General features: G+C 72.0%; 13 protein-coding genes and 1 pseudogene. 3 read left to right on the top strand and 11 right to left on the bottom strand.

Going from position 1 to position 19,792, the window contains the following annotated elements; genetic code table 11:
- Position 1 precedes the first annotated feature (1 nt).
- From D6270_RS25175 to D6270_RS25165, 3 genes are all read right to left on the bottom strand, one after another.
- Positions 2–241, bottom strand: a complete 240-nt coding sequence (locus D6270_RS25175) for an RNA-binding protein (protein ID WP_003980229.1) — start codon at positions 239–241, stop codon at positions 2–4.
- Between the two features lie 2 nt (positions 242–243).
- Positions 244–684 (bottom strand): 30S ribosomal protein S16, encoded by a 441-nt coding sequence (gene rpsP / locus D6270_RS25170; RefSeq protein WP_109163379.1) that lies wholly within the window; start codon positions 682–684, stop codon positions 244–246.
- Positions 685–841: 157 nt separating this feature from the next.
- Positions 842–1,435 carry a hypothetical protein gene (locus D6270_RS25165; protein ID WP_018509633.1) on the bottom strand — a complete coding sequence of 198 codons (594 nt, stop codon included), beginning with the start codon at positions 1,433–1,435 and terminating at the stop codon, positions 842–844.
- A 448-nt stretch (positions 1,436–1,883) separates the two neighbouring features.
- Between D6270_RS25165 and D6270_RS25160 the strand changes: the two genes are divergently transcribed.
- Positions 1,884–2,735: an SAM-dependent methyltransferase gene (locus D6270_RS25160; protein ID WP_109163380.1), complete on the top strand. Its 852-nt coding sequence runs from the start codon at positions 1,884–1,886 to the stop codon at positions 2,733–2,735.
- A gap of 79 nt (positions 2,736–2,814) precedes the next feature.
- On the opposite strand, the gene ffh is transcribed toward D6270_RS25160, so the two are convergent.
- From ffh to D6270_RS25135, 5 genes and pseudogenes are all read right to left on the bottom strand, one after another.
- On the bottom strand, positions 2,815–4,368 hold the full coding sequence (ffh, locus tag D6270_RS25155) for a signal recognition particle protein (RefSeq protein WP_109163381.1): 1,554 nt from the start codon (positions 4,366–4,368) through the stop codon (positions 2,815–2,817).
- A 131-nt stretch (positions 4,369–4,499) separates the two neighbouring features.
- Positions 4,500–6,958 (bottom strand): annotated as a pseudogene (locus D6270_RS25150) ([protein-PII] uridylyltransferase).
- A 117-nt stretch (positions 6,959–7,075) separates the two neighbouring features.
- Positions 7,076–7,414, bottom strand: a complete 339-nt coding sequence (locus D6270_RS25145) for a P-II family nitrogen regulator (protein ID WP_006127894.1) — start codon at positions 7,412–7,414, stop codon at positions 7,076–7,078.
- A complete protein-coding gene (locus D6270_RS25140) occupies positions 7,411–8,763 on the bottom strand; it encodes an ammonium transporter (RefSeq protein ID WP_109163383.1) in 1,353 nt (450 codons plus the stop codon). Before D6270_RS25140 ends, D6270_RS25145 begins: the two co-directional genes overlap by 4 nt.
- A gap of 401 nt (positions 8,764–9,164) precedes the next feature.
- Positions 9,165–10,640 (bottom strand): transcriptional repressor NsdA, encoded by a 1,476-nt coding sequence (locus D6270_RS25135; RefSeq protein ID WP_109163384.1) that lies wholly within the window; start codon positions 10,638–10,640, stop codon positions 9,165–9,167.
- Between the two features lie 440 nt (positions 10,641–11,080).
- Here D6270_RS25135 and D6270_RS25130 point away from each other — a divergent pair, with 440 nt between their 5' ends.
- Positions 11,081–11,728 carry a bifunctional DNA primase/polymerase gene (locus D6270_RS25130; RefSeq protein ID WP_109163385.1) on the top strand — a complete coding sequence of 216 codons (648 nt, stop codon included), beginning with the start codon at positions 11,081–11,083 and terminating at the stop codon, positions 11,726–11,728.
- A 119-nt stretch (positions 11,729–11,847) separates the two neighbouring features.
- Here the strand turns inward: D6270_RS25130 and ftsY are convergent, their stop codons facing one another.
- On the bottom strand, positions 11,848–13,059 hold the full coding sequence (gene ftsY, locus D6270_RS25125) for a signal recognition particle-docking protein FtsY (protein ID WP_109163386.1): 1,212 nt from the start codon (positions 13,057–13,059) through the stop codon (positions 11,848–11,850).
- Positions 13,060–13,255: 196 nt separating this feature from the next.
- Here ftsY and D6270_RS25120 point away from each other — a divergent pair, with 196 nt between their 5' ends.
- Positions 13,256–14,236: an LLM class flavin-dependent oxidoreductase gene (locus tag D6270_RS25120; RefSeq protein WP_109163387.1), complete on the top strand. Its 981-nt coding sequence runs from the start codon at positions 13,256–13,258 to the stop codon at positions 14,234–14,236.
- Between the two features lie 33 nt (positions 14,237–14,269).
- Here D6270_RS25120 and D6270_RS25115 read toward each other — a convergent pair whose 3' ends face one another.
- Positions 14,270–15,688 (bottom strand): sugar porter family MFS transporter, encoded by a 1,419-nt coding sequence (locus tag D6270_RS25115; RefSeq protein WP_109163388.1) that lies wholly within the window; start codon positions 15,686–15,688, stop codon positions 14,270–14,272.
- 226 nt (positions 15,689–15,914) lie between these two features.
- Positions 15,915–19,787, bottom strand: a complete 3,873-nt coding sequence (locus tag D6270_RS25110; RefSeq protein ID WP_109163389.1) for an AAA family ATPase — start codon at positions 19,785–19,787, stop codon at positions 15,915–15,917.
- Positions 19,788–19,792: the final 5 nt, after the last annotated feature.

The raw sequence follows: 19,792 nt of genomic DNA, 5'->3' as shown, positions 1-19,792 counted from the left end.
GTCAGCGGACCTGGTCCACGTCGACGAGGTCGACCCGGATCCCACGGCCGCCGATGGCGCCCACGACGGTCCGCAGAGCGCGGGCGGTGCGGCCGTTACGGCCGATCACCTTGCCGAGGTCGTCGGGGTGGACCCGGACCTCCAGCACGCGCCCGCGGCGCAGGGTGCGCGAGGCCACCTGCACGTCGTCGGGGTTGTCGACGATGCCCTTCACGAGGTGCTCGAGAGCCTCCTCGAGCATGCTCAGGCCTCGGTCGACTCGGTGGACGCGGCAGCGTCAGCCGCCTCGTCCGCCTTCTTGTCGGCCTTCTTGGCCTTGGGGGTGATGGCCTCACCCTTGGCCTCGTCGCCGTCCGAGGACAGCGCCTCGAACAGGGCGCGCTTGTCAGCCTTGGGCTCCGGCTGCAGGAGCGGCGCGGGGGCCGGGAGGCCCTTGTGGGCCTGCCAGTCACCGGTGAGCTTCAGGATCGCGAGGACCGGCTCGGTCGGCTGGGCGCCGACGGACAGCCAGTACTGCGCGCGCTCCGCGTTGACCTCGATGCGCGAGGGGTTCTGCACCGGGTGGTACAGGCCGATCTCCTCGATGGCCCGGCCGTCACGGCGGGTGCGGGAGTCGGCGACGATGATGCGGTAGTGAGGCGAACGGATCTTGCCCAGACGCTTCAGCTTGATCTTGACTGCCACGGAAGTGGTGTCTCCTGGTCTCTGACGTGGTTGGGCACAACTAGATGCCACGTGGGGTTGCGGTACTCGGAGTGCCCGATGGACGCGTCAGCCGGAGGAGAGAGGGGTCCTGTGCGACTGTCGAGTACAGCTAGCCATTGTGCCACACCACTTCGGCTCACCCCACCGCGACCGCCGCTTCCGGAATCTGGAACGGCTTGCCGCAGCCACCGCAGACGATCGGGGCCTGGGCCAGGACCGACGGGACGACGCGGACGTTGCGTCCGCAGTCGCAGACGGCCTTGACCCGGACCCCGCCCCCGGAGGAGCCGTGCCGGGCGGCAGGGCCCCTGAAGGAGCGCTTGGTGTCGGCGGCGGTGGCGACCGTGTGCGCCTTGAGGGCGCGCTGGAGCCGTTCGGTGGTCGGGCGGTACCGGCGCTTGGCCTCGGGATTCAGCGTGACCAGCGAGAATCCGCTGCTGGGGTGGGGCTCCTCGGCATGGTCGAGGCCCAGCTCCTCGGCGATCGCGAGGAAGCGTCGGTTGTGGTAGCGGCCGGCGCGGGAGGTGTCACGGACTCCTCTCGCGGCGGCGATGCCGTGGACTGCCTCGTGGAGCAGTCGCTCGAAGGAGAGCTCGGCGCCACAGGCGGACGAGGACTCTCCGATCAGGGACTCGGGCGCGGCTAGATCGGGCAGCTCGGGGTGGTACCGCTGAATGTCGGCCCACGCCTGTGCCAGCTCTGCGGCAAGTACAGGTGGTGTCGTGCTCACGTCGTGACAACGAGTCCGAGTGCCGTGGTGTTCCTATTCCGGGGCATCCCAAATATTTTGCACGTACCAGTCAGTTGCCCGTGATGTGCCCTGGATGCGTCCGGAGGCGGGCGGGTGCGCCGAACTGCGGAGAAGGCGCACAGCTCGCACCAAGGTGGTGCACAGCGTGCGGTACGCCCGGCGCGCGGGATGTGCGGTGCCCCGGCGTCCGGTGCCACTTACAGGCCCGCCGGAGAGGTTACCCGGCGGACCGTTCGACGTGCCCGGTGCCCGGTGTCGGGTAAGACTGATTCGGGGAGGCGCACGACCGGGGCACGCAAACAGTGCCCTACGCCCCCTGGACGTAACGGCGGATGCGCAGTTCCCTGGCATACGGGGTGCGGACATACGCACACGGGGGCCATCCACTCGGGCAAGATCGACCTCTTGGCGGATTGGGGCGCTTTCCATGACACCAACGCTCGTCCGGAACCACCGGGACGCGGATTCCTCCGCGCCGGCGGACGCCGGAACCCGTGCCCGCGACTGGGCCGAGATCCAGGAACGCATGCTGGCACCGCTCTACGAGGCGGTGTACGACCGGCTCGAAGTCGGACCCGCCACCCGGATGCTGTCGCTCGGCTGTGGCTCCGGGCTCGCCCTGCTCGTCGCGGCGGCCCGGGGGGCGCAGGTCACGGGTGTGGACTCCGACCGGGACCGGCTGGCGCTGGCGCGCGCCCGGCTGCTGCCCGACGAGGGCGCGGAAGGTGCGCCCGCGCACCGGGCCCGGCTCCACGAGAGCGGGTCCCCCTCGGGCGGCGAGGGGGCACCGTACAACCTGATCACCGTGTTCGAGCCGATCGGCTGTGCGGCCGGTGACTCCGAGGGGCTGGTACCCGCGCTGGAGTCGGCGCTGCCGCTGGCGGCCCGGGGTGCGACGGTGGTGCTGACCGGCTGGGGGCCGCCCGAGCGGTGTGCCACGGCGCCGGTGCTGCGGGTCGCGGCCCGGCTGACGGAATCCGCGCGTCCGCCGCGTCCCGGCGGGTGGCGGCCGACCCTCCGGGACGACCTGGAGGACGTGGCCGCGCGAGCGGGGCTGAAGCCGGACGGTTCGGGGCGGGTCTCCTGCCCCTTCGGGTACGCGGATCCGGACAGCGCGGTGCGCGGGCTGCTGTCGACCGGACTCTTCGACGGCGCCGTACGGGCCACCGACCGCTCCCAGGTGGAGAAGGAGGTCGCGGAGGCCCTGCATCCCTACCGGCGTCCGGACGGCACGGTGTGGATGCCGAATGTCTTCCGCTATCTGGTGTGCACCACCTGACCTGAGAGAGGCCGCTACGAACGCGCGTAAGGGGCGCCCCCTCTCAAGGGCGCCCCTTACGCGTGGTTCAGCGAGCCGGTCAGCCCATGAACTTCTTGAACTCGTCCGGCAGCTCGAAGTTCTTGTCCTCCTGCGCGGGGAGCCCGAGCGCGCCACCCTGGGCAGCGGCCTGCTCGCGGCGCTCCGCGGCGGCGGCCTCCTCGGCCTTGCGCTTCATCGGGTTGCCGCTCTTGCGCTTCCCCTTGGCCTGCTTGACCTGCTTCTTCTGCCGGCCGGGGCCGCCGCCCATGCCGGGCATCCCCGGCATCCCCGGCATGCCGCCACCCTGGGCCATCTTCGACATCATCTTGCGGGCCTCGAAGAAGCGCTCCACCAGGCTCTTGACGGCGGAGACCTCGACGCCCGAACCCTTGGCGATACGGGCCCGGCGCGAGCCGTTGATGATCGTCGGCTCGGCGCGCTCCTTGGGCGTCATCGACTTGATGATCGCGGCGGTGCGGTCGATGTCGCGCTCGTCGATGTTGTTGATCTGGTCCTTGATCTGCCCCATGCCGGGCAGCATCCCGAGCAGTTTGGAGATGGAGCCCATCTTGCGGACCTGCTCCATCTGGGCCAGGAAGTCGTCGAGGGTGAAGTCCTTCCCACCCTTGCTCGACTGGAGCTTCGAGGCCATCTTGGCGGCCTCTTCCTGGCTGAACGTCTTCTCCGCCTGCTCGATCAGGGTGAGGAGGTCACCCATGTCGAGGATGCGGGAGGCCATCCGGTCCGGGTGGAACGCGTCGAAGTCCTCCAGCTTCTCGCCGTTCGACGCGAACATGACCTGCTTGCCCGTGACATGGGCGATCGACAGGGCCGCACCACCGCGGGCGTCACCGTCCAGCTTGGAGAGCACCACGCCGTCGAAGCCGACGCCGTCGCGGAAGGCCTCCGCGGTGTTGACCGCGTCCTGACCGATCATCGCGTCGACGACGAAGAGGATCTCGTCGGGGCTGACGGCGTCGCGGATGTCCGCGGCCTGCCGCATCAGCTCCTGGTCGATGCCGAGGCGGCCGGCGGTGTCGACGATGACGATGTCGTGCACCTTGGCCTTGGCGAACTCGATGGAGTCCTTGGCGACCTGGACCGGGTCGCCGACGCCGTTGCCCGGCTCGGGGGCGTAGACCGCGACACCGGCGCGCTCGGCGACGACGCTGAGCTGGTTGACGGCGTTGGGGCGCTGGAGGTCGCAGGCGACGAGCAGTGGGGAGTGGCCCTGGCCCTTCAGCCAGAGGCCGAGCTTTCCGGCCAGCGTCGTCTTACCGGCACCCTGGAGACCCGCGAGCATGATCACGGTGGGGGCGGTCTTGGCGAACCGCAGCCGCCGGGTCTCACCGCCGAGGATGGCGACGAGCTCCTCGTTGACGATCTTGACGACCTGCTGAGCGGGGTTCAGCGCCTGGGAGACCTCGGCGCCGCGCGCCCGCTCCTTCACGTTGGCGATGAAGGCCCGGACCACGGGCAGGGCGACGTCGGCTTCCAGCAGGGCGATACGGATCTCGCGTGCCGTGGCGTCGATGTCCGCCTCGGACAAGCGGCCCTTGCCCCTGAGGTTCTTGAAAGTCGCGCTAAGGCGGTCGGAGAGAGTATCGAACACGGCGCTCGTCGGTCCTCAGGGTCGGGGGCGGGGCAGGTCAATCGCCCTCCAGGGTATCCGTCCCCCGGAGAACACCAAGCCCTCGCCCGGATCCGGTGCCGGGCGAGGGCGGGACAAAAGCGTCGTACGTGTCAGCCGAGGGCCTTCTCGACCTCCCGGGCGACCTCGGCGGCCCGGATCTCGGGCAGCGGTTCGCCGTCGGTCCCGGTGACGTAGAAGGCGTCCACCGCGTTGGCGCCGAGGGTGGAGACATGGGCGCTGCGCACCCGTACGGCGCATCCCTCCAGGGCGTTGCCGATCCGGTGCAGCAGCCCGGGGGCGTCCTGGGCGCGGACCTCGATGACGGTGGCGCGGCGGGAGCCGGCCGCCGCCACGGTGACCCGGGGCGGCGGGGCCTTCACGCCTCTGCGGCGCGGGTAGGCCGCCTCCCGCTCCGCGAGCCGGGCCCGGATGTCCAGGGAACCGTCCAGCGCGCGTACGAGGTCGGCGCGGAGCCGGCCGGCCTGCGGGAGGGACCCGTACTCGGCCGCCACCCGCCAGCTGAGCAGCAGCAGATCCGCCGTCTCCCCCACCTCGTTGGGCAGCTCCACCGCACGCAGGTCGGCGGCGCGCACGGTGAGGCGGTGCAGGGCGAGGACTCCGGCGGCGGCCGGCAGCACGCCGGGCCGGTCGGGCAGGGCGATGAGCAGCTCGACGCCGACCGGCTCCACTTCGCCGTCCCCGGCGGGCTCCTCGGGCTGGGTGTGCAGGGCGAGGGCGGGTTCGCCGGTGCGCAGGGCCTCGATCGCGAGGCGTTCGTGCTCGGCGCTGGGCGCGGCCTCCTCCGGCTCCTCGGGGGCCTCCCCGGCGAGGACGGCGGCGACGCGCTTGACCAGGTCCGCGACGAGCGAGGCCCGCCAGGTGGACCAGGCGGCGGGCCCGGTGGCGAGCGCGTCGGCCTCGGTGAGGGCGTGCAGCAGCTCCAGGGTGGAGCCGCTGGAGACGGCCTCGGCGACCGATCGCACGGTGGCGGGGTCGTCCAGGTCGCGCCGGGTGGCGGTCTCGACGAGCAGGAGATGGTGGCGTACGAGGGTGGCGATGACGCCCACGTCGTGCCGGTCGAAGCCGATCCGGGCGGCCATGTCCCGGGCGATGACCTCGCCGGCCACCGAGTGGTCGCCGGGCCAGCCCTTGCCGATGTCGTGGAGGAGGGCGGCGACCAGGAGGAGATCGGGGCGGTGGACGCGGCGGGTGAGGGAGGAGGCGCGGACGGCGGTCTCCACCAGGTGGCGGTCGACGGTCCAGGTGTGGACGGGGTTGCGCTGGGGGCGGCAGTGGACGCGTTCCCAGTCGGGCAGCAGCCGGGTGATGATCCCTTCCGCTTCGAGCGCCTCCCAGACTCCGACGGTGGACTCCCCCGCGCCGAGCAGGGTGACCAGCTCCTCGCGGGCCTCGGGCGGCCAGGGGACCGGCAGCGGCCGGACGGTGGTGGCGAGATGGCGTACGAGGTGGCGGGAGAGCGGCAGTCCGGCCTCGGCGGCGGCCGCGGCGGCGCGCAGGGTGAGGACGGGGTCGCGGTCGGGGCGGGCGGCGCGGGCGAGGACCACTTCGCCATCGGCTTCCACCACGCCGTCGGCGAGCGGGGCGCGCTCGGGGGCGGCCTTGGAGCCGAGGCCACCGCTGAGCATGGCGCGGAGCTTCGGACGGACCGAGCGGGCGCGCAGGACCCGGTTGACCTCGCGCCAGGTGACGTCGGTGGCGTACGAGACCGTCCTGGCGGCCTCGTACACCTGGCGCAGCAGCGCGTCCGCGTCCATGAGGCCGAGCTCCTCGGCGACCTGGTCCTGTTCCTGGAGGGCGAGGCGGTCGGTGGCGCGGCCGGTGGTGAGGTGGAGGGCGTCGCGGGCGTCCAGGAGGGTGCGGCGGGCCTCGTTGAGCCCTTCGCGGGGGGCGTCGGCGACCCAGGAGGCGGCGACGGCACGCAGGGCGGTGGCGTCGCGGAGGCCGCCGCGGGCCTCCTTGAGATCGGGTTCCAGAAGGAACTGGAGCTCGCCCATCCGCTCCGCGCGCTCCTGGCAGAGCTCGTGGAGGGCGGGGAGGCGTTTGGGCGCCTGGTTGCGCCAGTCGGCGAGGATCGCGGTGCGCAGGGAGGCGACCAGGCCGAGGTCGCCGGTGACCGGGCGGGCGTCCAGCAGGCCGAGCTGGACCTTGAGGTCCTCGCTCGCTGTCCTCCGGGCCTCGCCGGGGGTGCGCACGGAGTGGTCGAGGGCCAGGCCCAGGTCCCAGACCGGGTACCAGATGCCGTCCGCGAGGGCGGAGATGGCCGCCGGGTCGGCGGTGCCGTCGTGCAGGAGGAGCAGGTCGAGGTCGCTGCGGGGGAGAGTTCGCCGCGGCCGTAGCCACCGACGGCGACGAGGGCGGAGCCCCGGACCCCGGCCCGTTCGGCCGCCGACGTGAACAGGCCGGTGAGCCAGTCGTCGGTGAGGCGGGCGAGGGACGCACGGCGCGGCGGCCCGGACCGCGCCTCCTGCTGGAGGAGGCGCAGCCGGGCCGCCGCGTAGCCGCTGGGTCCCGAGTCTTCGCTGTCGGTGATCGCTTCGGTGCTCGTCACCCAGGTGCCTTCCGTTCGGTGGGGCCTCGGTCAGGGGCGCCCGTCCGGTGTGCGGGCCGTCCGTCGGGGGTGTCCGGCCGGGCGCCGAAGAGGTCCGGCGCCCGGTGGAATCCTCCGTCAGAGGGCGTCCGGGCCGCGTTCACCGGTCCGGACCCGGACGGCGGTGTCGACCGGGACGCTCCAGACCTTTCCGTCACCGATCTTGCCGGTCCGGGCGGCCTTGACGACGACCTCGATGAGCTGTTCGGCGTCCTCGTCCTCGACGAGGACCTCGATGCGGATCTTGGGCACCAGGTCGACGGTGTACTCGGCGCCCCGGTAGACCTCGGTGTGGCCGCGCTGACGCCCGTAACCGCTGGCCTCGGTGACGGTCAGCCCCTGGACGCCGAAGGCCTGGAGGGCCTCCTTGATCTCGTCCAGCCGGTGGGGCTTCACGACCGCGGTGATGAGCTTCATGCGTCCACCTTCTTTGCCTTCGGTACTGCCGTCGGGTCCGTCGCGGGGGCGGTGGTGCGGGAGACCGAACCGCCGCCGGTGCCGCTGAAGTCGTATGCGGTCTCGGCGTGCTCGACCTGGTCGATGCCGGAGATCTCGTCGTCCTCGGAGACCCGCATCCCGATGGTCTTGTGGAGCACCAGGGCGATGAGGCCGGAGACGACCAGAGAGTACGCGAGGACCGCGACGACACCGACGGTCTGCTTGCCGAGCTGGTCGAGGCCGCCGCCGTAGAAGAGGCCCTTGGCGTCGGACTGGACACCGCCGGTGGCGAAGAAGCCGACCAGGAGGGAGCCGATGATGCCGCCGACGAGGTGGACACCGATGACGTCCAGTGAGTCGTCGTAGCCGAACTTGTACTTCAGGCCGACGGCCATGGCGCACAGGACACCGGCGATGGCACCGACCGCGATGGCGCCGAGCGGGGAGACGGAACCACCCGCGGGGGTGATGGCGACGAGACCGGAGACCGCGCCGGAGGCGGCGCCGAGGGTGGTGAAGGAGCCGTGGCGCAGCTTCTCGTAGGCGAGCCAGCCGAGGACGGCGGCAGCGGTGGCCACCTGGGTGTTGAGGAACATGACCGCGCCGACACCGTCGTCGTTGCCGAGCCAGGACCCGGCGTTGAAGCCGAACCAGCCGAACCACAGGAGGGCCGCGCCGAGCATGACGAGCGGCAGGCTGTGCGGCCGCATGGGGTCCTTCTTGAAGCCGATGCGCTTGCCGATGACGAGGATCACGCCGAGGGCCGCGGCGCCCGCGTTGATGTGGACCGCCGTACCGCCGGCGAAGTCGATGACGCCCATCTCGAAGAGCCAGCCGCCCGAACCCCAGACCCAGTGGGCGACGGGGAAGTAGACGATGGTGACCCACAGGACGATGAACAGCGCCCACGCGGTGAACTTCACGCGGTCGGCGAGGGCACCGCTGATCAGGGCCGGGGTGAGGATGGCGAACATCAGCTGGAAGGCGGCGAAGACGTAGACCGGGATGGTCGTGCCGTCCCAGAGTTCGGTGATGCCGATGCCGCTGAGGCCGACGTAGTCGCCGCTCCAGCCGATGACCGAGCCGATGTCGGAGCCGAAGGCGAGGCTGAATCCGTAGAGCACCCACAGGATCGTGACGATCCCGAGGCTGATGAAGCTCATCATCAGCATGTTGAGGGTGCTCTTGACGCGGACCATGCCTCCGTAGAAGAAGGCCAGTCCGGGGGTCATGAGCATCACCAGGGCCGAGCAGATGAGCATGAACCCGGTGTTGGCGGCAGACAGCTCAGGGGCGTCTGCGGCAAGCGTCGTGATGCCTGGGGGCATCGGCGTCTCCTCGTCGTCGGAGCGGCCGCGGCGTGCGGGGGAATGCTGCGGGACCACTGGGAAGGTGCGGGCCGGTCAGGGGGGTCCGGCGGATCATGGCCGGAGACCGCCTGTGCGCCACGAGATTGGCGGAGCGCCGTTTCCGGGGATGCCGCACGATGTTTCGCGAGCGTGACGAAGAGGTGGTGCGTGTTACGGGGGAATGAATCCCGGGTGGCGGGTCCGGTGCGCTGCCTACCATGCAGCCCACGCCGCATACGGTCGGGTTGAAACGCCGCCGGGTCCCTCCGAGGGCGGTACGACGAGAACCGGCCGCGGCTCCCCTCCGGGTGACCAGGCGATGGGGGAGCCGAGTCGGGCTGTACGGAGGGGTGCCGCGGCCGGGGCCGTTGGTGCCGGGGTCAGATCGCTTCGGCGGTCTCCGGCAGCTGTTCGCTGAGCAGATCGGTGAGCCGGGCGACGTCGGCGACATCGCCGAAGTCCCTGGCAGCGGTGTCGACGGTCTTGCGCAGCCGGGTGTTGACCCGCTCGGAGCGGACCTTCTTGGCGATCTTCAGGGCCCGTCCGGCGAGCACGGTGGACTGCTCGGGCTCGCGCTGGAGCAGATGGACGGTGGCCATGCCGATCAGGTTGAGCGCGTAGGAGCGCTGGTGCTCGTCGTCCTCACCGAACAGCTCCACGGCCTTGGCCATGACGGGCTCGGCGAGCGAGGCGTAGGTGGGGCTGCGGCCGGCGACGTAGGCCAGGTCACGGTAGGAGTGGGCGTTCTCCCCGTTGAGCTCGGCCTCGGAGAAGAAGCGGATCCAGTCGGGCTCGGGCTCGCCGTCCAGTCCGGCGTCCAGGAAGGTGTCCTCGGCCATCCGGACCGCGCGCTTGCACTTGCTGGGCTGGCCCATGTTGGCGTAGGCGCGGGCCTCCATCGCATACAGCATGGCCTGGGTACGGGGGGTGGCGCAGTCACGGCTGCCGTACTGCGCGAGGTGGATCAGCTCCAGGGCGTCGTCGGGGCGGCCCAGGTGGATCATCTGGCGGCTCATGCTGGAGAGCACATAGCTGCCGAGCGGCTTGTCCCCGGCTTCCTTGGCGGCGTGCAGGGCGAGCACGAAATACTTCTGGGCGGTGGGCTGGAGGCCCACGTCGTAGCTCATCCAGCCCGCCAGCTCGGCCAGTTCGGCGGCGCAGCGGAAGAGGCGCTTGGCGGTAGCCCCCGGCTGCGGCTCCTGCAACAGGTCGGTGACCTCGTGGAGTTGTCCGACGACGGCCTTGCGGCGCAGTCCGCCGCCGCACTGGGCGTCCCACTGCCGGAACATCGCGGTGGTCGACTCCAACAGGTCCAGCTCGGGGGCGGAGAGCCGGGAGGGCCGGCGGGTGGCCGCCTCCGACTCCGGTTCGCCCGGGCCCTTGACCGGGACGGGCACCAGCCAGCGCTGCATGGGCTCGATCAGGGCAGGCCCGGCGGCCAGCGCGAGGGAGCTGCCGAGGAAGCCCCGCCGGGCGAGCATCAGGTCGCTGCGGGAGAACTCGCTGAGCAGGGCCACGGTCTGCGGGCCCGCCCAGGGCAGGTCGACACCGGCCACCGAGGGTGACTGGTGCGCGGTGCGCAGCCCGAGGTCCTCGACGGCGACGACCGCCCCGAACCGCTCGGAGAACAGCTCGGAGAGGATGCGCGGGATCGGCTCGCGCGGCTGCTCGCCGTCGAGCCAGCGCCGCACCCGTGAGGTGTCGGTGCTGATGTGGTGGGCGCCCATCTGGCGTGCCCGCCGGTTCACCTGCCGCGCCAGCTCGCCCTTGGACCAGCCACTACGTACGAACCACGACCCCAACTGCCCGTTGGGACGCTTACCGGCATCCGTATCGCCTGCGCCGCTGCCGCTCACCGGAACGCCCCCATTCCCCGTCATCCCCGCTGAATCCTTCATCGTGCGAACCACTATCAGAATGCCGTGCACTGCTGCTGTCCGTACGGGAGTTGGCCGCCATCGAACAGGCAACCGGGTTGCCCGAGGCATACCCGTGGCTGCACATTCTCCCAGGGTTCGTGTACCGACGGTAATCCTACGATCACCCCTCCCGCGAGGGGGATTGCGGAAACGCCACCATTCGCCACCCCTTCGAATGAACCCGACTGCCGCCCGGCGCGCTTGACTTGAGCCACCACGACCGATGGCGGGCGCACGGAAGCACCGAGGGGCGCGTGCACCGCGCCGCACCACCTCGCGCACCACGGCGCACGCCACTCGATGGAGTCGCAGCGACGGAGGGTTACCCGAGCGCTCCGGGTCGTAACCACCGATGAGTCGGACCCGTTGGAGGGGGTATGGGCTTCACGATCGGCGGCATCCGCGAGAAACGTTCCGGCGTACGGCGGCGAGGCCGCGACGCCGAGGCCACCGCGGTGGCCGAGTACACCGGACTCTGGGGCTGGGCCGTGGCGCCCGGCACCCGCGCCCGCGACGGCGCCTGCTCGTGCGGGCAGCGGGCCTGCTCCGCCCCCGGCGCGCACCCGCTGGGCTTCGCCCGGGAGGTCCCGGCGGGCACCGGCCTGGACCGGGCGGCGGACGCCTGGGCCGAGACCCCGGGCGCCTCGATGCTGCTGCCGGTGGGGCGGAGCTTCGACGTCCTGGACGTGGCGGAGCAGGCCGGGCGGCGGGCGCTGGTGCGGCTGGAGCGGATGGGGCTGCCGCTGGGGCCGGTGGCGGTGACCCCGACCGGCCGGGCGCAGTTCTTCGTCGCCCCCGGAGCCGCCGCCGAGCTGCCCGGCCTGCTCTACCGCATGGGCTGGGACGACGCGGACCTGGACCTGCGGGCGCTCGGCCAGGGCGCGCACATCACCGCCCCGCCCTCCGACCTCGGAGGCCTGGGCCCGGTCCGCTGGCTGCGGCCCCCGGTGCTGGACACCGCTGCCGCTCCCCCGCAGGCGCGGCTGCTGCTGGGGACACTGGCGTACATCTGCCACCGCTCCTAGGGCAGAGGGAAACCGCGGACGGAAACGCCGGACGGGGTCCGGAGGCACACGGAAACGGCGGACGGGCGGCAGGCTCCTCGTGGGAGCCGCCGCCCGTCCGCCGTACGGGGTGAGGAGCCTCAGTCGCCGATCAGGGCGTCCACGAAGGCGCCCGGCTCGAACGGAGCCAGGTCGTCCGCTCCCTCGCCGAGCCCGATCAGCTTCACCGGTACGCCCAGCTCGCGCTGGACCGCGATGACGATGCCGCCCTTGGCGGTGCCGTCCAGCTTGGTGAGGACGATGCCGGTGATGTCCACGACCTCGGCGAAGACCCGGGCCTGCACCAGGCCGTTCTGCCCGGTGGTGGCGTCCAGGACGAGCAGGACCTCGTCCAGCGGCCCGTGCTTCTCCACGACCCGCTTGACCTTGCCCAGCTCGTCCATGAGGCCGGTCTTGGTGTGCAGCCGGCCGGCGGTGTCGATGAGGACCACGTCGGCCCCCTCGGCGATGCCCTCCTTGACCGCGTCGTAGGCGATCGACGCCGGGTCGCCGCCCTCGGGCCCCCGGACCGTACGGGCTCCGACGCGCTCGCCCCAGGTCTGGAGCTGGTCGGCGGCGGCGGCGCGGAAGGTGTCGGCCGCGCCGAGGACCACGCTGCGGCCGTCGGCGACGAGCACCCGGGCCAGCTTGCCGGTGGTGGTGGTCTTGCCGGTGCCGTTGACGCCGACGACCATCACGACGCCCGGGGTCTCGGCGCCGCCCTCGGTCTTGACCTCGCGGTCGAAGTCCGGGCCGAGCAGGGTGATCAGCTCTTCGCGCAGCAGGGCGCGGAGGTCTTCGGGCGTACGGGTGCCGAGCACCCGGACCCGCTCGCGGAGCCTCTCGACCAGTTCCTGGGTGGGGGCGACGCCCACGTCGGCGGTGAGGAGGGTGTCCTCGATCTCCTCCCAGGTGTCCTCGTCCAGGTTGTCGCGGGACAGCAGCGTGAGCAGCCCCTTGCCGAGCGAGTTCTGCGAGCGGGCGAGCCGGGCCCGCAGCCGGACGAGCCGGCCCTCGGTGGGCTCGGGGATCTCCAGCGCGGGCGGCGCCGGAGCCTCGACGACCGGGGCCTCCTCGACGGGCGCGGGGGCGTCCGGGAGGCCGACATCGTCGATGGTGCGCCGCGCTTCGTCGCGCGGCGTCTCGGCCTCCTCGCCGACCTTCGGCTCGGCGGGAGGGGTGATGGTCGGCGTGGACGGGGGCGGGGGCGGCAGTTTCCGCTTCTTGCGGCTGCCGACCACGAGCCCGCCGACCAGGCCGACGGCGGCCAGGGCGATGACTACAGCGAGGATGACGATTTCGACGAGTTCCATAACCCGTCCAGTATCGGCCACGGCCGCCGCACGGGCACGGCCCCGCACGCCGCCCGGTGAGCCACCGGAGCCGTATGCACCTTTTGGCGGTAATGCGCGACACCCGCCCCTACACTTCTGACGGCACGTCAGTTACGGTGCACCCCGCCCCGCCCGTCGATCGGGCGCTGCCCATCCGGCGAAAGGGACACCTGTCATGGCCTTCACCGTGGTCCGGTTCAATCTCGTCGATCCCGAAGCCACCCCCGTGGCCCTCTCGGCCCGCTACCGCGCCGCCCTGGAGATGGCGGCCTACGCGGACGGGCACGGCGTCGACACGGTGCAGACCGAGGAGCACCACGGGGTGGCGGACTCCTGGCTGCCCTCCCCGTTCACCTTCGCCGGCGCGGTCTTCGGCGCCACCCGGCGGATCGCGGTGACCGTGTCGGCGATCATCGGCCCGCTGCACGACCCGTTGCGGCTCGCGGAGGACATCGCGGTCCTCGACCTGCTGAGCGCGGGGCGGCTGGTGACGGTCGCGGGGATCGGCTACCGGGCCGAGGAGTACGAGCGCGCGGGCGTGGAGTGGGGGCGGCGCGGCAGGCTCCAGGACGAGCTGCTGGAGACGCTGCTGGATGCGTGGACCGGGGAGCCGTTCCCGTACCGGGGGCGTACGGTACGCGTCACCCCGCGCCCGTACACCCGGCCGCATCCGCTGCTCCTGGTCGGCGGCAGCTCACGGGCGGCGGCGCGGCGGGCGGCCCGGCTGGGGCTGCCGCTCTTCCCGAGCGCGCATCTGCCGGAGCTGGAGGCGTACTACCACCAGCGGCGGGAGGAGTACGGGACGGAGGGGTTCTGCATGATGCCCGCGGCCCGGACGCCGCTGCTCCATGTCTCGGAGGACCCGGAGCGGACGTGGGCGCTGTACGGGGAGCACCTGCTGCACGAGGCGCGGACGTATGCCTCCTGGCAGTCCAAGGACATCCGCTCGGCGGTGCGGTCGGCGGCCACGACGGTGGCGGAGCTGCGCGAGGAGGGGGTGTACCGGATCGTCACGCCGGAGGAGCTCACGGCGCTGGACGCGGACTCGCTGGTGCTGCATCCGCTCTGCGGCGGGATGCCGGTGGAGGAGGGGTGGCGGAGTCTGCGGCTGTTCTGCGAGGCACTGGAAACGCCGGCTGCCCCGGCTCGGCCATGAACCAGGGCAGCGCGTGAACATGGAGGGAGGTGGTCAGCCCATCTCCTCCAGCGTCTTGCCCTTGGTCTCCTTCACGAACTTGAGCACGAAGGGGATGGAGAGCACGGCGAAGCAGGCATAGATGATGTACGTCCCCGAGAGGTTCCAGTCGGCCAGGCTCGGGAAGCTGGCGGTGATCGCCCAGTTGGCCATCCACTGCGCGAAGACGGCGACACCGAGAGCGGCGGCCCGCAGCCGGTTCGGGAACATCTCCCCCAGGAAGACCCAGACGACGACACCCCACGACAGGGCGAAGAAGAGCACGAACGTGTGGGCGGCGACCAGGGCCACGACGCCCTGGGTGGTGGGCAGCTTGCCGTCGACCAGGTCGGCGGAGAAGGCCCAGGCCTCGAAGGCGAGCGCGATGGCCATACCGACGGAGCCGACCAGGGCGAGCGGCCTGCGGCCCACCCGGTCCACCAGCACCATCGCGATCACCGTGCCGATGATGTTGATGATCGAGGTGGTGAACGAGTAGAAGAACGAGTCGGTCGGGTCGATGCCGACGGACTGCCACAGCGTCGCCGAGTAGTAGAACGCCACGTTGATGCCTACGAGCTGCTGGAACATCGACAGGCCGATACCGACCCAGACGATCGGCAGGAAGAAGAACCGGTTGCCGAGCAGGTCCTTGAAGGAGGACTTGTGCTCACGGTGCATCGCGGTCTCGATCTCGGTCACCCGGGCGTCGAGGTCGATCTTGTCGCCCTCGACCTCTTCGAGGATCTTGCGGGCTTCCGCCTTCTTGCCGACCGAGATGAGGAAGCGCGGGGACTCGGGGATGGCGAAGGAGAGGAGCCCGTAGAGGACGGCCGGGACGACCATCACGCCGAGCATCCACTGCCAGGCCTCCAGGCCCAGGATCTTGCCGCGCTGGTCGCCGTCGGCGATCTGGAGCAGGGTGTAGTTGACCAGCTGGGAGATGGCGATGCCGATGACGATCGCGGCCTGCTGGAAGGAGCCGAGCCGGCCGCGGTAGGCGGGCGGGGAGACCTCGGCGATGTAGGCCGGGCCGATCACGGAGGCCATGCCGATGGCGAAGCCGCCGATGATGCGCCACATCGCCAGGTCCCAGAGCGCGAACGGCAGCGCGGAGCCGATGGCGCTGGCGGTGAAGAGCACCGAGGCGATCTGCATGCAGCGGATGCGGCCGATCCGGTCCGCGATCCGGCCGGCGGTGGCGGCGCCGATCGCACAGCCGATCAGCGCGATGGCGATGACCTGGGCGAGCGTCCCGGAGCCGATGTCGTACCGGTCGCGGATCGCCTCGACGGCCCCGTTGATGACAGAGCTGTCGTAGCCGAAGAGGAAGCCGCCCATCGCCGCGGCCGCCGTGATGAAGATGACATGGCCGAGGTGGTCCGGATGGGCCACTCGGGCTCCGGACTCCGGTCCGTTCGCTGCGCTGGTCACATGAACTCCTGATGCCTGGCCGCAAGTCAGACGTGGGGGGTGAGCCTTCCCAGTGGGGCACAACATCCGGCCCGCCACCACTTGAAGGCGAAATCAACTTTGCAGAGGTTATGTGTTCAAGAATCGAAGTCAAACAGTGGGTCCAGGCGCGTGTACCCAGGAGCGCACGAATGGTGCGTCGAACCTCTGATGATTCGGCAAAAAGTCGGCGGCTGGGCCGACCGGGTCAACGGAGCCGCTGACTGATCACCTTCGACACCCCGTCACCCTGCATGGAGACGCCGTACAGCGCGTCGGCGACCTCCATCGTCCGCTTCTGGTGGGTGATGACGATCAGCTGGGAGCTCTCCTGGAGCTCCTCCATGATCCGGATCAGCCGCTGGAGGTTGGTGTCGTCGAGTGCCGCCTCGACCTCGTCCATCACGTAGAAGGGGCTGGGGCGGGCCTTGAAGATGGAGACCAGCAATGCCACGGCCGTCAGGGACCGTTCACCGCCCGAGAGCAGGGAGAGCCGCTTCACCTTCTTGCCCGGCGGACGGGCCTCGACGTCCACCCCGGTGGCGAGCATGTTGTCCGGGTCGGTCAGGATCAGCCGCCCCTCACCGCCGGGGAAGAGCCGGGAGAAGACGCCCTCGAACTCGCGGGCGGTGTCCCGGTACGCCTCGGTGAACACCTGCTCCACCCGCTCGTCGACCTCCTTGATCACCTGGAGCAGATCGGCCCGGGTCTTCTTCAGGTCTTCAAGCTGCTCGGAGAGGAACTGGTGCCGTTCCTCCAGCGCCGAGAACTCCTCAAGGGCGAGCGGATTCACCTTCCCGAGCTGCTGGTACGCCCGTTCGGCCGACCGCAGCCGCTTCTCCTGCTCCGCCCTGGCGAACGGCTTCGGCCGGTTACGGGGATGCTCCGGGTCCTCCGGCAGCTCCTCGCCCTCGGCGGGCGGCGACGGCGGCACCGGCTGGTCCGGGCCGTACTCGGAGACGAGCCCCGCGGGCTCCACACCCAGCTCCTCCAAGGCCTTCGTCTCCAGCTGTTCGATACGCAGCCGCTTCTCGGCGCCCAGCACCTCGCCCCGGTGGACGGAGTCGGTGAGCTTGTCCAGCTCACCCTTGAGGTCGCGGCCCCGGCCCCGCTCGGCGGCCAGCTCGCGCTCCCGCTCGCCCTTGGCGGCCTCGGCCGATGTGCGCTCCTGATCGGCCCGTACGAGGGACACCTCGACGTGGGCCAGCAGCTGACGGGCGCCCGAGGCGACGGCGGAGGCCACGGCCGCCTCGTGGCGCAGCCGGGCCCGGCGCTGCTCGGCGCGGGCGCGGGCCTCGCGCTCGGTGCGGGCGGCCCGGTCGAGGCCGTCGGCGCGTCCGGCCAGCGACTTGACGCGTTCCTCGTGGGTGCGGGCCTGGAGCCGGGCCTCCATCTCGGTCTGGCGGGCGTTGGCCCCGTCGGCGGCGAGCCGGTCCCGCACGGAGGTGTCGGGCTCCTCCTCGACCGGCGCCTCCTGGGCCACCAGCAGCCGCTCGGCCAGCTCCTCCGCCTCCTCCACCGCCCGCTCCAGGGCCTCCTGGGCACGGGCGGCGGCGGCGGTCATCCGCTCGGCCTCGCCCGCCGCCGCCCGGGCCTGCCCGGAGAGCCGGCCGAGCTGCTGGGCGACGCCCGACTTCTCCCGCTCGGCCGCCCGCCGCCGCTCCCCCAGCTCCTCGACGAGCGCGGCCCCCTCCTTGCGCCGCTCCCCCGCCAGCCGCTGCGCCTCCGCCAGCTCCTCGCACCGCACGGCGAGGTCGGCCAGCTCGGCGGCGGCCTCGTCCACGGAGGCCTGCACCTCCAGAAGACTGGGCGCCCCGGCGGACCCGCCGTGCGCGAAGTGCGCGGAGAGCACGTCCCCTTCGCCGGTCACGGCGGTGAGCCCGGGGTGCGCGGCGACGAGGGACTCGGCGTCCTCCAGGGTGGGGACGACGACGGCGTCCCGTACGAGGCGGCGCACGGCGGTCATGAGGGCGGCGGGGCCGGTGACGAGGTCGGCCACGGCGGGGGTGGTGAGGGTGGTGGTGCTCTCGGTACGGCCCTGGGCGTCGGCCCCGGTCTCCGTACGGCTGTGGGCCCCGCCCTCCGCGCGGCCCGGCGCTCCGGTCTCCGTACGACCGTGCGCGTTCCGCTCCGTACCGCCTTCCGCGCTGCCGTCCGGTGCACCGGTCCACGCGGCGTCGCCGGGGCCGCCGTGCGCGGGCCCGGCGACGCCGGGTGCACCGCCCTGTGCGGGCAGCGGCCCGGGGGCCTCGTCCTGTACGTGCCCGCCGCCCTGCCCCGGTACGTGAGGGGCTTGCGGGTCCATGGCACCAGGCCGCCCCGGTCCATGACCGGCCCCCGCGACCTCCGCGTCCTCCGCCGCCCCTCCCCCCAGCAGCATCGCCGCGCGCCCCGCGTCCTGTGCGCGGAGCAGGCGGATCGCCTCGGCGGCCGTGGCCGGGTCCCGCACCGCCACCGCGTCCGCCGCCGCGCCGAGGGCGGCGGCGACCGGGACCTCGTAGCCGGCGCGGACGGTGAGCAGTTCGGCGGCCGGACCGAGGAGTCCGGCCAGCCGGTCCCGGGCGCCGAGCAGCGCGCCCGTACCGTCCTTGCGGCGCAGCCCCAGGGCCAGCGCCTCGTGCCGGGCCGCGACCGCCGCCCGCCTGCGCTCGGCGGCCGTCGCCTCCTCGCGGGCGGCGCTGTGGGCGGCCTGGGCCCCGGCGAGGGCCTGCTTGGCCTCCTCGTGGCGGGCGGTCAGCTCCTCGTCGTCCGCGTCCAGGCCCTCGACCTCGGCCTTGAGCTGCTCGTACTCCTCCTGGGCGGTGACGGCCCGCTCCTGCGCCTCGTCGCGGGATGCGGCCAGCCGGTCGATCTCGGCCTGTGCCGAACCGGCCCGGCTGCGGGCGGCGTTGACCTGGCCGTTCAGCCGGGCCAGGCCCTCGCGCCGGTCGGCGATGGCGCGGGCGGCGTCCTTGAGGCGGCGCTCCTCTGCGGCCAGCTCGCGCTCCAGGTCGGCACGGTGGGCGACGGTGTCCTCCAGCGCGTGTTCGGCCGCCTCCAGGGCCGCCGTCAGCTCCGCCTCCTGCTCGCGGATCCGGGCGGCCTCCCGCTCCAGCTCCTCCGGGTCGCGGCCCCGGCGCTCCTCGGTGGGGGCCTCGGTGGCGCTCCTGACCCGGGCGTCGGCCAGCGAGACCGTGCCCCGGACCCGTTCGGCCAGCTGCGACAGCTCGTACCAGGTCTGCTGGGCCCGCTGGAGCCGGGGCGCGAGACGGCGCACCTCGCCCTCCAGCTCCGCCTCCCGGGTGAGCGCCGCCTTCAGCTCGGCCTCCGCAGCGTCCTTCCGCTTCTTCAGCTCGGCCTCGTCGGCGATCTCGTCGCGCAGCGCGTCCCGCAGGGTCACCAGGTCGTGTGCGAGGAGCCGGAGCCGGGCGTCGCGGAGATCGGCCTGGATGACGGCGGCCCGGCGGGCGACGGCGGCCTGCCGGCCGAGCGGCTTGAGCTGGCGGCGCAGCTCGTCGGTGAGGTCCTGGACGCGGGCGAGGTTGGCGCCCATCGCGTCCAGCTTCCGGAGCGCCTTCTCCTTCCGCTTGCGGTGCTTGAGGACGCCCGCGGCCTCCTCGATGAAGGCCCGGCGGCCCATCGGGTCGGCGTGCAGGACGGAGTCCAACTGGCCCTGGCCGACGATGACGTGCATCTCGCGGCCGATGCCGGAGTCGGAGAGGAGTTCCTGGATGTCCAGCAGCCGGCAGGTATCGCCATTGATCTGGTATTCGCTGCCGCCATTGCGGAACATGATCCGAGTGATCGTCACTTCGGCGTACTCGATGGGCAATGCGCCATCGGAATTGTCGATGGTCAGCGACACTTCGGCGCGGCCGAGCGGGGGCCGCCCGGTCGTCCCGGCGAAGATCACGTCTTCCATCTTGCCGCCGCGCAGGGATTTGGCGCCCTGTTCTCCCATGACCCAGGAGAGGGCGTCCACCACATTGGACTTTCCCGATCCATTGGGGCCGACGACACAGGTGATCCCCGGTTCGAACCGCAGGGTGGTGGCGGACGCGAACGATTTGAAACCACGCAGGGTCAGGGCCTTGAGGTGCACGCCGC

Origin of the sequence: Streptomyces griseus subsp. griseus (assembly GCF_003610995.1) — a bacterium.
Classification (GTDB): Bacteria; Actinomycetota; Actinomycetes; order Streptomycetales; family Streptomycetaceae; genus Streptomyces.
The sequence above is the reverse complement of the archived record's forward strand: the minus strand, read 5'-3'. Positions and strand labels throughout refer to the sequence as shown.

What these genes read in the sequence shown, in the direction of transcription:
- D6270_RS25175 (WP_003980229.1), bottom strand. Translation starts at nt 241, where the DNA reads ATGCTCGAGGAGGCTCTCGAGCACCTCGTGAAGGGCATCGTCGACAAC.
- D6270_RS25160 (WP_109163380.1), top strand. Translation starts at nt 1,884, where the DNA reads ATGACACCAACGCTCGTCCGGAACCACCGGGACGCGGATTCCTCCGCG.
- D6270_RS25145 (WP_006127894.1), bottom strand. Translation starts at nt 7,414, where the DNA reads ATGAAGCTCATCACCGCGGTCGTGAAGCCCCACCGGCTGGACGAGATC.
- D6270_RS25140 (WP_109163383.1), bottom strand. Translation starts at nt 8,763, where the DNA reads ATGCCCCCAGGCATCACGACGCTTGCCGCAGACGCCCCTGAGCTGTCT.
- D6270_RS25130 (WP_109163385.1), top strand. Translation starts at nt 11,081, where the DNA reads ATGGGCTTCACGATCGGCGGCATCCGCGAGAAACGTTCCGGCGTACGG.
- ftsY (WP_109163386.1), bottom strand. Translation starts at nt 13,059, where the DNA reads ATGGAACTCGTCGAAATCGTCATCCTCGCTGTAGTCATCGCCCTGGCC.
- D6270_RS25120 (WP_109163387.1), top strand. Translation starts at nt 13,256, where the DNA reads ATGGCCTTCACCGTGGTCCGGTTCAATCTCGTCGATCCCGAAGCCACC.